Origin of the sequence: Oceanivirga miroungae, assembly GCF_902505095.1 — a bacterium.
GTDB lineage: Bacteria > Fusobacteriota > Fusobacteriia > Fusobacteriales > Leptotrichiaceae > Oceanivirga > Oceanivirga miroungae.
This window is the reverse complement of the sequence record NZ_CABWIB010000001.1, coordinates 71094-85274: the sequence shown is the minus strand read 5'-3', so window position 1 is coordinate 85274 and position 14181 is coordinate 71094. Positions and strand designations below refer to the sequence as shown.

10 protein-coding genes are annotated in these 14181 nt (G+C 25.5%); 4 read left to right on the top strand and 6 right to left on the bottom strand.

What is annotated here, in order from left to right; genetic code table 11:
• Positions 1–61 precede the first annotated feature (61 nt).
• Positions 62–3124 carry a S8 family serine peptidase gene (locus OMES3154_RS00460; protein ID WP_156682890.1) on the bottom strand — a complete coding sequence of 1021 codons (3063 nt, stop codon included), beginning with the start codon at positions 3122–3124 and terminating at the stop codon, positions 62–64.
• 525 nt (positions 3125–3649) lie between these two features.
• Here OMES3154_RS00460 and OMES3154_RS00455 point away from each other — a divergent pair.
• Positions 3650–5068 carry a hypothetical protein gene (locus OMES3154_RS00455; RefSeq protein WP_156682889.1) on the top strand — a complete coding sequence of 473 codons (1419 nt, stop codon included), beginning with the start codon at positions 3650–3652 and terminating at the stop codon, positions 5066–5068.
• A gap of 92 nt (positions 5069–5160) precedes the next feature.
• Here the strand turns inward: OMES3154_RS00455 and OMES3154_RS00450 are convergent, their stop codons facing one another.
• From OMES3154_RS00450 to OMES3154_RS00440, 3 genes are read right to left on the bottom strand one after another with little or no spacing between them, the layout of a single operon-like run.
• Positions 5161–6216, bottom strand: a complete 1056-nt coding sequence (locus OMES3154_RS00450; protein ID WP_156682888.1) for a glycerol dehydrogenase — start codon at positions 6214–6216, stop codon at positions 5161–5163.
• A gap of 42 nt (positions 6217–6258) precedes the next feature.
• Positions 6259–7131 (bottom strand): sulfite exporter TauE/SafE family protein, encoded by an 873-nt coding sequence (locus OMES3154_RS00445; RefSeq protein WP_156682887.1) that lies wholly within the window; start codon positions 7129–7131, stop codon positions 6259–6261.
• A 49-nt stretch (positions 7132–7180) separates the two neighbouring features.
• Complete coding sequence (locus tag OMES3154_RS00440) at positions 7181–8272, bottom strand: DUF871 domain-containing protein (RefSeq protein WP_156682886.1); 1092 nt, start codon at positions 8270–8272, stop codon at positions 7181–7183.
• 105 nt (positions 8273–8377) lie between these two features.
• Between OMES3154_RS00440 and pulA the strand changes: the two genes are divergently transcribed.
• On the top strand, positions 8378–10405 hold the full coding sequence (gene pulA, locus OMES3154_RS00435; protein ID WP_156682885.1) for a type I pullulanase: 2028 nt from the start codon (positions 8378–8380) through the stop codon (positions 10403–10405).
• Positions 10406–10429: 24 nt separating this feature from the next.
• Here the strand turns inward: pulA and OMES3154_RS00430 are convergent, their stop codons facing one another.
• The gene (locus OMES3154_RS00430; RefSeq protein WP_156682884.1) at positions 10430–10762 is read right to left on the bottom strand and encodes a DUF5684 domain-containing protein; all 333 of its coding nucleotides are present in this window, start codon (positions 10760–10762) and stop codon (positions 10430–10432) included.
• A gap of 142 nt (positions 10763–10904) precedes the next feature.
• On the opposite strand from OMES3154_RS00430, the gene OMES3154_RS00425 reads away from it, so the two are divergent.
• Together OMES3154_RS00425 and OMES3154_RS00420 are read left to right on the top strand one after the other, a co-directional pair.
• On the top strand, positions 10905–11843 hold the full coding sequence (locus OMES3154_RS00425; RefSeq protein WP_156682883.1) for a 2-dehydropantoate 2-reductase: 939 nt from the start codon (positions 10905–10907) through the stop codon (positions 11841–11843).
• A 1-nt stretch (position 11844) separates the two neighbouring features.
• Entirely contained in the window at positions 11845–12888 is a 1044-nt protein-coding gene (locus OMES3154_RS00420) for a PTS sugar transporter subunit IIC (RefSeq protein WP_156682882.1), read from the top strand.
• Positions 12889–12922: 34 nt separating this feature from the next.
• On the opposite strand, the gene OMES3154_RS00415 is transcribed toward OMES3154_RS00420, so the two are convergent.
• On the bottom strand, positions 12923–14083 hold the full coding sequence (locus tag OMES3154_RS00415; RefSeq protein ID WP_156682881.1) for an acetate/propionate family kinase: 1161 nt from the start codon (positions 14081–14083) through the stop codon (positions 12923–12925).
• Positions 14084–14181 lie beyond the last annotated feature (98 nt).

Genomic DNA, 14181 nt, shown 5'->3' with positions numbered 1-14181 from the left:
TTTTTTTAAAAATATTTTTAAGACTTAAAAAGGCTATGCTATTTTGCAAAGCCTTATATTATTAAAATTCGTAGTCAAAAGATAACCCAATTCCAAAATTCCCCTTTAAATTTAAGCTTAAATTAGTATTTAAATTTAAATTTTGTGTTACTCTATATTTTAAATTCATATTATATACTGCATTAAATACATCTAAATCTTGACCTTTTGATTTTTGTTTAACTCCCATAGTTTTTACATTTAAATTTAAATTTTTATGGAAATTAAAATCTAATTTTATTCTGTTTTCTAGCATAAATTTATTTGTTATTTTTGTTATCATATCTACACCAGAAAATATCTTATTATTTACTAAATTAGTTGTTAATACTTGTGTAGAATAATCCGAATTTTCTCCATCATTTTCTAATACACTTAAAATTTGTAAATTATTTCCAATAAATGTCGATAAAATATTATTTTTAAATTCAAAATCCTTTTTTAACATAAGTGAATTTTCAAATAAAATTGATTTTAAATTAGAAAAAACTTCTTCATCTTTTATACTTCTTCTTATTTTTGTACTATTATATGTTACAAAATTTTCCAGAATAAAGTCTACATATTTTGTCTTAACATTAGTATTAAGACCTAATGATACTGCATTATTTTTAAAATTAGCTTTATTTACAAACTCAAAGTTTGAATTCAAAATACTTCCCATAAGACCTACTTCTAATTTATCATTAAATTTATGATTGTATTTTAAGTTATGCGAAGAAAAATCCTTTGAAAAACTTGTAAAGTTTTCTCCTGACATAAAGTTTTTGCTTTTATATGTATTTACTGTTACTCTATTTTTTCTTGTTTGTGATTTGAAATATTCATTAAATCTATCGTTTTCAAAGTTTTCATTTGACTCAAATAAATTTTTTGCATATGTTGCATAGTTATCGGTAAAAACTTGTGATTTTAACATTTCCTTATTATCACTAGATAAGTTTACTAAAGCTAATTTTGCTTTTTTAGCTTCTTCATTATCTTCTACTAAACTTTCATACCCTTCAAAAAACTTTGCTTCATTTATACTGTATGAAGGTATATTTCTTTTTTCAATCTCTGTTAAATCTTTTAATTTTCTATAATTTGGTGTTTCTGTAGCAAATTCAATTTTTACTCTTCTATTATCATTTGTAATTACTGGATTTAAATATATGCTTGTTGTATCCGAATTTAATAAAACATCACCTGATTCTATAGTTATGTGTTTTTTTAATTCATCTAATGTTTTAATTTCACCTATGCTATATTTTCCATTTACTTTAAAGCTCTTCGCTTTTATATTTACTCCTGGATTTAATATTGTATTTGAACTTGTACTCGCTCTATAATCTTTCATATCAACATTTGTTTTAAAGTTTACTCTACCATCTGATACTATATCATTTATTTCTATTTTACTTTTTCCATCTAAGTTTAATGTAGCTTCATTAAAAACATCTATTTCTTTTGAGTTTGCAGAATTTTTTAAAGTTAAACTCCCACCTAATACTTGAATCTTATCATTATATAGCTGTCTACCAGATAGTATTAAATCTCCATTTCCATCTTTTCTAAGTCCAGCTGTTGCTACATTAGAATAAAAAAGTCTTTCACTATCTAATACTTTAGCTAATCTATAGTTAAATATTTTCTCTTTTGCATCTATAATTGGATAAATTCTATATTTTTTTGTATTTCCATCACCTTTTAATCCACTAGTTATATCATTACTCCACTCAGAATCAATACCTTTTGTGTCTACATAAAAATATCTATTACCTTCATTGTCAAATGTTTTTGAATACCAACCATCAAAAAACTTAGTTTCATCAATTAATCCTGCATTAAAATCACTCGGCCCATTCATTGCTTTTTTGTAATTTACTTGACCCCAACCATTTATATCATTTAAATATCCGCTTTCATCATGATCTGCTGTTCCAAAAATTACTTCCTTTACTTGATGAAGTGTAAGATAAGGGAATTTATTTTTCACTTCATAAGCTAATCTTGTAATACGAGGAGAAGAAAAACTAGATCCTTTTCTTTCAAAACCATTACTGTAGTTTACACCTAAAGCTCCTATTGTCATTGATCTAAGAGCTAGTGCACTTGCATCGTATCTTGAATTTTCATTATCTCCATATGCATATACTTCATCATATACCTCTACAACTTTTTTACCACTTTTTGTAGTTTGAAATTCATGAACTAAAGCCTTGTCTTGATAATCATTTTTATAGAAGCTATTTTTTACTAAAATGACTTCACTTCTTGCTGCTTTTTGTAATTCTTCAGATAAATTTTGATATTTAGATAATAGAATAGACGAATACCATTTTCCTTTAACCTTAATATCATTTTTATTTCCTAGAGATATTACTTTAAGCCACTTATTTTTCTTATATTCAGGGTTTTGAACTAGATCTGAAAAATATTCTGGTATTTTACTAAAATACTTTGTATTAGATTTATCAATGTATTTTGAATTTGGATTTAATTTGTTCAAAGCACTTACATATGTTGTACTTCCATAACTCATATTAACTATTCCAGAATAATCTTTTTTATTTTTTTCAAACTGTATGTAGTCAGACATATTCAAATAGGCATTTTCATCTAAGGTATTTTTTTTTTCATTTTTATATCCATCATAATTAGAGTCTAAAAATGCTTTTAAAACCTCTTCCCCATGTCCTAATTCTAATGTATTCACATTATCATTCGTCTTACCAAATATTTTAATATTTTTAAATTCTTCTTTATTCTTATAGTAGTCTGTTCTCATATATTCATATTCTGATATAAATACCTTATTTTCCCTTATATCAATTTCAGCTTCTTCATTACCATTTTCTACTACATTTTCTTTTTCAATATAACTTTTTGTTATATTGTCTTCTCCTGTTATATTGAATTTATAGAAATTAGATAAATTAGCTTTTTGGTTTGGATCTGTTATTTCTGTATAAGAAGCTGGAATTCTAGGTTTTCTATTACTACCTGAATGACTACTTAACTGACTATTTGTTTGATTATTACTACAAGAAATTGTTACTGCTAATAATAAAAAATACAAATGATATTTATAGTTTTTTTTCATTATATTCTCCGTTCTTTAATTTTGGTTTGTACTGAATATATACCTAAAAGATTATTTGTGTCAAATTTTGAAATTTTTTCAGTTTTTTCTATAAACCTCTAAATTAAAGGCTTGTAGGGTTTTTGATTTTTACTTTTTTTATATAACCGAAAATTAACTGTTTTATTTTTTTTGCTTTTAATCAAGTAAATTTAATAGAAATACACATACAATCAAAATATATCCGAAAAATATCTAACTTTTTCATACCTCTTAGTTTTTTTCTTAATAATTATGAGTAAATGCAGGTGTTTTTTGTAATTTTTCACCAAAAACACCCTATATTTTTTCAAAAGTTTAGTGATTGTTAATTTTTTTAAAATATCCAAAAAATAACTAAAAAATATTTTTTTCTTCCCCTCTTATTTTTCAAGCCATTAATATTTTTTTTATCTTTTCATCTTATTAATAACTGAAATAGTGCTATTGATTTAATTTTTTGCGCTGTATATAATGAACACCTAACAAAAAGAAAGGGCGAAAAACATGAAAAAAACACTAACAATACTAAGCATTTTATGCACAATTATTTCTTACTCAAAATTAAATGGTAATTTTGAAATTTCAAATAATATAGAACTAAATTTAAACAAAAAAAACTATAAAGAAAAATTAGAAGAATTTCCACTATCTCCTAAAGTTAAATTAGATTTAAGCGATAAGGATTTAAGACTTGATTTTGGTTTAGAATATGAAGCAAAAAATATTTCAATAGACAACGTTCGTTTAAAAAAGATCATTCTTTTAGATTTCAACCCTAAAGGAAATGTTTGGTTAAAATATACTTTCCCTAAAAAAGAAAATATTGAATCTTATGTAAAACTTACTATAGAAGATGAGCTTTCTCGTGGTACTTATCAACCATATTTAAGAAATAAAGTATTTGGAGAAATTGAATTTAATACTGAATACAACTATTATGACTATATTTGGAATTTTAATACTAAGAATAAGACAAAATTACACGATATAGCATTTCCTGCATTCAAAACACCTGGATATAGAAAAATAATAACTAAAACTAATATAGATGATTTTGAATCAATTCATAGCCTTTCTTTAAAAAAAGATAGATTAGCTATGTTTAAAGATTTTAAATCAGAACTTAGTCTTAAACATTATTGGGGTGATAAAGGTATTGAATATGTAAAAGTAGAAGCTAGTGCAAATTTTGATGGTTTAAAAGAATTCGATCTTATAGGTAATCTTTCACTTCAACATAATCATGTTGGGAAGATAAAATTTAAAAAATACAACGATAAAGAAGTTCCTTACAGTAATTCTTCGATATTTACTAGATTAAGCCTTGAATCAAAGCACAAGAAATTTAAAAATAATGATTTTAGCTTTAAAGTTCTTTTGAATAATATAAAAATATTTACACCAAAAGATACTATTTCTTTATCTATTAATGATACTTATTCAGAGTTAGGTTTTGAAATAAATGAAGAAAATAGAAGCATTAAAAATCTAACTCTTAGTGCTAATGGTAAGTTCTATAATATATTTATCACAGATATCGCTAGAGAACAAAAGTTGTTTCCGTCTAAAATAATAGAAGAAAAACTTAAAGATTCTTTTGCTTATTTAAAAGTTGACCTTGGTGCAAAATATGATCTTCACCTAACAGATAAATTAACTTTATCATCTCATTTAAATACTATAGTTTCTGTAGATATAATTAAATATGATAAAGTTAAAAAATCTATTTTTAATAATACTAAATTTGAAGTTGTTCGTAAATATGACTTAAAATATGATATTTTAAAAGATTTAACTCTAAAAGCTGATTTTTCTGCTGGATTTAACTTTAATTACCCAACAGATTATAACGGAAATAAAAAAGGAATAGAATTTCTTTCTGCTGATATAAAATCAAATGTATCACTAGTTTATAGTTGGTAATAAAAAATAGGCACTAGAACATGCGCCTCCCTTCATAAAATATCCATAATCTAATTTGTCTAGTTTATTGGTTCATGTTCTAATAGCCTTTTTTATTTACCTAATTCATTTGCTTTTATTATTGATTCTAATAAATTCTCTTTTGTTATTTTAAATGGCATATTATTTACTGTTTCATCTTCTAATGTCTTTTTTATAACATTTTCTAGATTACAATTTTCTATACCTAAATCTTTAAAATTCGTAGGTAGCCCTACTTTTTTACAAAACTTAATAACTTTATCTATTTCTTCTTTTTCTCTATTTTCTATAAGCATTTGAACTATAGTTGAAAAAGCAACTATTTCACCGTGTAATTTACCCTTTATTTCTTCTAAAATTGTAAATCCATTATGAAGTGCATGAGCTAGTGCTTCTCCTCCACTTTCAAAACCTATTCCACTTAAATATGTATTAGCTTCTACTACATCTTCAAATTCTTCACTTATTTCTTTTTTTTCATTAGCTAATTTTGCTAAATATCCTTTTTCAATTATTGTATCTAGACATAATTTAGCTAAAGCTAAAGCTACTTTAGAATTTTTAACACCTCTATCGTAACAAGCCTTTGCTTCATAGTAAGTAGATAATGCATCTCCCATACCCGAAACTAAAAATCTTGCTGGTGCATTTACTATTATTTTTGTATCCATTAAAACAATATTAGGATTTTCTTTTAGATGTAAATATTGTAAAAACTTTCCATTTTCATCATACAACACAGATAAACTAGAACAAGGAGCATCAGTTGACGCTACCGTTGAAGCTATAATTATGGGTAGATTAGAGTAATATGAAATAGCTTTTGCTACATCTGTTATTTTCCCTCCACCTATTCCTATTATTACTCCGAAATCTTTTTCTTTTAACATATTTACTCTAATACCTATTTCTTTTTTTGTGGAATTTGCAGTAAAAACTTCTATATGACATTTTGATAAATCATTTTTATAGCTAAACTCTATATCTTCTTTATAATTATCATATACAAATTTATCAACTAAAATATACACTCTTTTTTCTGATAAAATATCTGAGTATTCTTTTAACTTTCTTATTTCTCCTTCTCCTTGTATATATTTACTTGGAGATTTTATTTGTCTTTTCATAAAATCCTTCTTTCTAAAAGAAAAAGGCATAGCGCCTTTTAATTAACTTATACTATCTTTAAATTTCTTGCTAAGCAGAGTATAGCTTGTTAGTAAAAATACGAATAATACTATCCATTTTATGTAATATGTATCTAAGCTTTTTACTATATATGCAGCTATAAAGACACCTATTAAACCATAAGTTGATGAATAAATAGCTATCTTTCTATTATATACTCCTTTTTTAATAAATCTTAAACTACCAACAAAAACAGAGAATGTTGTTGCTGCCATCATAATTGGAAATGCTGCTCTTGGATCTAATCCCAGTAAATACATAGTTACCATAGTTAAAGAAAACGATCCTATACCAACATTATTAAGTACTCCATAAATAAATAAGCAAATTGCAGCAATTATTAATCTTACTCCATCTAATTCTTTTAAACTTCCTGTTGCATTTATATATCCTAACTGACCTAATAAAACTATTATAGAAACTATAATTAATCCTACCCCTATTATTTTTTTAATAATCTCTTCATTTAAAACAAATGCAATATTTGGTCCAATATATCCTCCTATTATTTGAGCTACTATACAAACAATTAATGTTTTAGTACCAACTTCTACTGAACTTAAATAAATTAAAGCCATTAGTATAGTAGGTATCATACTGTCTATATTTATTGTTCCAATTAAATCTTTTAATTTTAACCATTTTAACCTTGTATATATAACTGTGCTTAATGCAAAATCAGATATTCCGAAGGTTGAAAAAAAGAAAATAATAATAGATAATATGGCAAGCCAAAAATTATTTATTTTGCTATCTCTATATTCTTCTTTATTATTTAAACTATCTTTTACTAAATAATAGAAAAAATATAGTCCTAATATTGCTATTACTATAAGTAATATTTTTAGTGTCATCTTATCCCTCCATTTCTTAGACTTAGTATATCATAAAGTAAAATAAATATTAACTATTATTTTTTATTATTTTAAATTTTTGCCATGGTTTTATATAGTCTAATAAATATATCTCTTCTTCAGAGATTCTTCCTACAACAGAGCTTCTTTTACTGTTTTCCATATCCTTTAATGCTATTTGCATTTCTCCTTTATAGTGTCCATAAAGGCTACTTTCTATTATGATATCACCTTTTTTAATATCTCTTGTATTATGAGCCTTAAATTCATTTTCTTTATACTTAACTCTTGGCATGGTAGATCTTATCATGTATGGATTTATATCACCTCTATTAAAATGAAGTTCTTCTAGTATTATCTTTTCTTCTATTTCATCTAAATCTTTTTCTAAATCAGCTTTAAACGAAATTAAAGATAAATCCATATCCTTTATTTTTTCAAGCTCAGTTTCACTTGGATAACAATTAGATATTATTATATCATCTATTCCTAGTGCTATTAAGTGTTTTATTTGTACATCTATACTTTTATCTCTATCTTCTTCTAAAGTTATAAGGCCATCAGTTACTGGCCATGGTCCAAAAGTATCTTTTTCTTGACTACTTACAAAAGCAGCAGTTCTTATTCCATATTTATTAAATCTTTCTGTAGATGCTATAAAATAATCAACTCCAAGTCCAGTGTATCTATGTGGGTAAAAATTATGACATCCATATAACTTATATTTGTTTGGCATATAGTCCATTATTGTATCTATTTTATGAGTGTTATTTGACATATTTATTTCAATTATTAACCCATAAGGATTATATGTCATTAAACTCTCTTCATTCCCACTAAATCCTTCGTCTAATCTTAATCCATCCGCTTTTATATCACTAAAAAATTTTAAGTCAGTATATGAAATCCCTAAATCTTTAAATACTTTAGGTGAAACATCAACAATAACTTCAAATCCTAATTTGTGAGCATATTCATTAATTTCTCTAAATTCAGATATAATTTCATCTTTTGGCTTATTACAAGATAATAAACAAGAAAATATTCTTTTAAATCCAATTTTACTTGTTTTTTCTAAATAGTTAAATATTTTATCTTTTGTAGTTTTTTCGGGGTATATAGATATTCCTAATCTTCTCATACTATCACTTTTCCTTTTATTTTTATTCTACCAAAATACTGTTTTAATTACTATTGATTTTTGAATTTTTTTAAGTTAATATATCGTGAAAAGGTGGTGCATAATATGATAATACATGTAGTAAAATTTAATGAATTAGAGATAAAAACAGATAGAAAAATAAATAAAGAAGATATTTTAATTACTGGATTTAATATATTAGAATTTTTTGTTAAAGATAATATTTATACACTTATTCTTGATAAAAATCTTTTAATTAATGATTTACCGGAAATAAAGATATTTAATGAAAATAAAGAACTTTTATTAACTAAACTATTTAAAACAAAAGAATTTGATAATCTTTATTATACAGAAGAAAAATTAGGGGCTCTTTATACTAATACTCATACTATATTTAAAGTATGGAGTCCTCTAGCTAAAGAAATTAACTTAATTTTAGTTGATGATAACACTAAATACCCTATGTCTAGAAAAGAAAACGCTGTATTTGAGATAAAAATAGATAAAGATCTTTTAAATCAAAAATATCTTTATGAAGTTATTTTTAAAGATAAAAAAAATATATCAACTGATCCTTATGCTATTTCAAGTAGTGCAAATGAAAAATATTCAGTAGTTGTAGATATTAAAGAAAATAATACTAATTTTTTAAATCACGAAAACAAGATAATATATGAAGCAAGTATTAGAGATCTTACTTTTTTTAAAGACTCCAATATTGAAAATAAGGCAAAATTTTTAGGATTAACCGAAGAAAATAAAGCTACTTCCTTTGGGCAAAAAGTCGGACTCGATTACATAAAAGACTTAGGTATTAACTATATTCAATTTTTACCTATATTTGATTTTTCATCAGATTCAGTTGATGAACTTAATCAGTTTTCTAAATATAACTGGGGATATGATCCTGTAAACTATAACGTAGTAGAAGGTAGCTATTCTGCAAATCCTCATGATCCAAACTCACGTATTTTAGAATTACAAAATTTAATAAAAGTTTTACATAATAATTCTATATCAGTTATTATGGACGTTGTTTACAATCATGTTTTTGATGCAAAAAAGCACTCTTTTGACCTTATAGTCCCTAACTATTACTTCAGATTAGATGAAAACAATAAATATATTGCAGCTACTGGATGTTCAAATGATGTAGCAAGTGAGCATTCTATGGTTAGAAGATATATAGTAGACTCTTTAATTTTTTGGTTAAGTAAATACAAATTTGATGGATTTAGATTTGATTTAATGGGAATACTTGATTTAGACACAATGGCAGAAATTTATGACAAATTAAGTAGGATAAATAAAAACATCTTAATTTTAGGTGAAGGGTGGGATATGCCAAGTCTTGAAAAAGAAAAAAGAGCTAATCAAAAAAATGCAGATAAAATACCTAATATTGCATTTTTCAACGATAGTATAAGAGACTTAATAAAAGGCTCAACTTTTGAAAATATCGGTTGTGGATATATAAGTAGAGTAGAAAATAACGAAAAAAATATATTAAAAAATATATTATCTGGCTATGAAATAATGCCCTATACTAAACCAAGCCAATTAATTCAATATGTTGAGGCTCACGATAACCTTACACTATATGACCAACTAAAACTTACGATGCCTTATGAGGATGAAAACGATATAATAAAAAGACATCTTCTAGGGACAAGTATAATTCTTTTTTCATTTGGAATACCATTTATACATTCAGGACAAGAATTTTTAAGAACTAAAATGGGTGATGAAAATTCATATAAGTCAAGCGATGATATAAATATGATAGATTATAAAAGAGCATATGAATTTAGTGAATATGTAGATTACTTTAAAGAATTAGTTAAAATTAGAAAATATTTTAATATATTTACTTTAAATGATTTTGAAAAAATTAAAAAGTGTTCAAAAGTTTTAAAAGATGATAATTATATAATTGCATACGAAATTAAAGATTTAATAATAGTACATAATGCGAACTATTTTGAATTTGATTTTGATATTAATAATGGTAAATATACTGTATTAGTAAATAATCACAAAGCAAAACTTAGTGGATTAGATACTATAAATATTGTAGATAACAAAGTAAAACTTAATGCTTTATCTACACTTGTATTAGTAAAAAGCTAGAAACAATTACGCTTCTAGCTTTTTTTAAAATAAAGTTGTTGTTCCTTTATACTCTGCATCAGAGAAGGCTAATATTGGGATAAATATATATGGTAAGAATAAAACTCCAAATCCAAATCCTATTCCTTTTCCAAATATTTTAGCTCTATCAAAAGCCATTTTTATTCCTACAACTATATTCATTATAGGTATAAACATAAATAAAAAATACCATCCTTTTCCGTAAACTATTTTAAAGTCTAGGTACAAATTAACAAATGGGATTATTGAAAGCCACCCTGCATAACCAGCTTTTGTAAAAATTTTCCACATAGATACTACATAAACTAATAAAATCAATAAAAAAAATACAAGCATATACTTCCCCCCTAAATTTTTATATGATTTTACCTCTTCTTTTACTTGTTGTCAAACTAATATTTTCTCATTTTTATTTACAAAATAGACATTTCATTATATAATCTTACATGAAAAATATATTTTAAAGGAGGATTTTCTTATGAAAATTGTTATAGCAGGTTCTGGAGCTATGGGAGCTACTTATGGTTCTATGTTAGCAAAAGCAGGAAATCAAGTTGTATTTTTAGATTCTTGGCAAGATAATATCGATTCAATAAATCAATATGGTTGTAAGTTCAATAATTTAGGAACAGATGAAGTTATTCCTATTCAAGCATGTAAACCAAGTGAATTCACAGATATTCCAGACTTAGTTATTGTATTTACAAAATCAATGCAATTATCTAACATGTTAGAAAGCGTTAAACACCTTTTTGGTGCTAATACTCGTGTATTATGTTTATTAAATGGTTTAGGTCACACAGATACTTTAAAAAGATTTGTAGATCCTAAAAATATACTTATGGGTGTAACTGTATTAACAGCTTCAATGCAAGGTGCTGGTTCATTTAAAGTTTCTAATTACGGAAAAACAGAAATCCAAAATATAGTTGATGATAAAGAAGCTATAGAAGGTGCTAAAAAAGTAGTAGAAACTATAAATAATTCAGGACTACCTACAGTTTATTCAGAAGATATTATGTACTCTATCTGGAGAAAAGCATGTATAAACGGTACTATGAATGCTTGTTGTACTATCTTACAATGTAATATGGAACAATTAGGAACTATACCTAATTTAAGACATTTATTAGGACAAATAGTTACTGAGTTTGCAATGGTTGCAAAAGAACAAGGAACTACATTAGATGTTAAAGAAATGACAGATTTAGTTTGTTGGTTTACAACTAGCGAATTCCAAGGTGTTAAACACTATCCATCAATGTATCAAGATTTAATTAATAATCACAGAAAAACAGAAATTGATTTCTTAAATGGTTATGTTGCTAAAAAAGCAAAAGAAGCTGGAAAAGAAGCTTTCTACTGTGAATTAATAACTGAATTTGTTCACGGTAAAGAAAAAATATTAGGAGTGTAAAATGAGTAAAAAATTATTTATTAAAAAAGTTTTAGATGGATTAGCATTAGCTATAGTAGTTGCACTAATTCCAAATGCAGTATTAGGAGCTATTTTAAAACCTTATGCTGCTAACGCATATATTAAATTATTTATTGATTCAATGGTAATAATGCAAGGTTTATGTGCTGCATTAGTTGGATTGTTAGTAGGATTACAATTTGGATTTAATCCGATGAAATCAACAATAATTGGTGCTGCTACATTTATATCATCAGGTGTTATTAGTTTTAATGCACAAGCTGGTATGTATAAAATGGCCGGTATTGGAGATTTAATCAATGTTACTCTATTTGCTGCAGTTGCTGTTTTAGTAACTATGTATTTAGATAACAAATTAGGATCTCTTACAATAATATTCCAACCAATTATAGTTGGAGCGGGTGTAGGATTTTTAGGATTATTAGCTCTTCCTTATGTAGCTCAAATAACAAAATCTATAGGAGATTTAATCTTATACTTTACTAATTTACAACCACTAATGATGTCAATTTTAATTACTATATCATTTGCAATTATCATAATCTCACCTATTTCAACAGTTGCAATAGCTTATGCAATAGGTTTAACTGGATTATCATCAGGAGCTGCTAATATGGGAGTTACTGTAACTGCAGCTGTATTAGTTGTAGGTTCAATTGCTGCTAAAAATAAATCAGGTATAACATTAGCTGCATTATTTGGAGCCATGAAAATGTTTTTCCCAAATATAGTTGAAAACCCTATTATGTACTTACCTATAATTGTAACTTCAATTGCAAGTGGTATCACTGTTAGAGTAGTAGGTATACTAGGTAATAAAGCATCTGCAGGATTTGGTATAGTTGGATTAGTTGGTCCAATTGAAGCATATAACCAATTTGTATCTATGGGAACAAGTTTAGCATTAGTAAGATTAGTAATTGCTTACTTAATAGTTCCATTTGGAGTTGCAATAATAACACATTTCTTATTTACTAAAGTATTTAAACTATATAGTTCAGATATATATAAATTTGAAAATTAAAATTTAAGCTACCTCACAATTGAGGTAGCTCTTTTTATATTAATATTTCTTCTGTATCTTTTGCTATCATCATTTCTTCATCAGTTTTTATCATATATAACTTAACGCTTGAATCTTCGCAAGATATAAGTCCATCTTCTTTTATACTATTGTTTTTTTCTTCATCTAAATGAATATTTAATGCTTTTAATTTAGAACAAATTCTTTTTCTTGTTTCTTTAGAATTTTCTCCAATTCCTCCGGTAAATACAATTGCATCTACTCCTTCTAATTCTACAAAATATGAACCTATAAAAGTAGAAACTCTATTAGAATAAACATTAAAAGCAAGTTCAGCCATTTTATCTTTATTTTGCATAGCTTCTGTCATTTCTCTATTATCTGATATTCCACAAATTCCCTTCATTCCTGATTCTTCATTTAAAATTTCAAATAATTCTTGTGTATTATATCCCTTTTCAAATAAATACTTAACTATAGATGGATCTATACTTCCACAACGAGTCCCCATAGGAATTCCTGATAATGGTGTAAATCCCATTGAAGTATCTACTGACTTATTATTTCTAACAGCAGTTATACTAGCACCATTTCCTAGGTGGCATACTATTATTTTACTATCTTCTTTATTTAATAAACCATTTACAACTTGACTTACATATTTAACACTAGTTCCATGAAAACCATATTTTCTAATTCCATATTTTTCATAAAATTTATATGGTATTGGATATATATATTTAGGCTTTTCTATTGTATTATGAAAACTTGTATCAAAAACCGCTACATTTTTTTTATCAGGCATTAGTTCCATACAAAGCTTTATTCCTTTTATATTTGCTGGATTATGTAGTGGTGCTAAATCATTTATTTTTTCTAATTCTGATACTAATTCTTTTGTCATTACAGTGGCTTTACAAAATTTTTCTCCCCCATGAACAACTCTGTGACCTATTGCATCAATTAAATTAAGATCTATTTTAGATAATATAAATTCTAGTGCTAGTTTATGTGTTAAAAATTCTTTTTTTTCTTCTTTTACATTTTCTCCTGTTATTTTATCTTTAATAGAATACATAGAATCACAGTATCCAATTTTTTCAAATTTTCCTTTTATTAAAACTTCTTTTTTAGCAGTATCTATCAATTGATATTTAATTGATGAACTTCCACTATTTAAAACTAAAATATTCATAACCAATATCTCCTTTTCTCTTTATTCACTAAATTTTACCTCAAAATCAAAATAAAGCAATAAAGGTTAGCCTAAACACTATAAAAACGTTCTATAAG

Bases quoted from the DNA above. Each gene is read 5' to 3' on its own strand.
- OMES3154_RS00460 (WP_156682890.1), bottom strand. From the start codon at position 3,124: ATGAAAAAAAACTATAAATATCATTTGTATTTTTTATTATTAGCAGTA.
- OMES3154_RS00455 (WP_156682889.1), top strand. From the start codon at position 3,650: ATGAAAAAAACACTAACAATACTAAGCATTTTATGCACAATTATTTCT.
- OMES3154_RS00450 (WP_156682888.1), bottom strand. From the start codon at position 6,216: ATGAAAAGACAAATAAAATCTCCAAGTAAATATATACAAGGAGAAGGA.
- OMES3154_RS00445 (WP_156682887.1), bottom strand. From the start codon at position 7,131: ATGACACTAAAAATATTACTTATAGTAATAGCAATATTAGGACTATAT.
- OMES3154_RS00440 (WP_156682886.1), bottom strand. From the start codon at position 8,272: ATGAGAAGATTAGGAATATCTATATACCCCGAAAAAACTACAAAAGAT.
- pulA (WP_156682885.1), top strand. From the start codon at position 8,378: ATGATAATACATGTAGTAAAATTTAATGAATTAGAGATAAAAACAGAT.
- OMES3154_RS00430 (WP_156682884.1), bottom strand. From the start codon at position 10,762: ATGCTTGTATTTTTTTTATTGATTTTATTAGTTTATGTAGTATCTATG.
- OMES3154_RS00425 (WP_156682883.1), top strand. From the start codon at position 10,905: ATGAAAATTGTTATAGCAGGTTCTGGAGCTATGGGAGCTACTTATGGT.
- OMES3154_RS00420 (WP_156682882.1), top strand. From the start codon at position 11,845: ATGAGTAAAAAATTATTTATTAAAAAAGTTTTAGATGGATTAGCATTA.
- OMES3154_RS00415 (WP_156682881.1), bottom strand. From the start codon at position 14,083: ATGAATATTTTAGTTTTAAATAGTGGAAGTTCATCAATTAAATATCAA.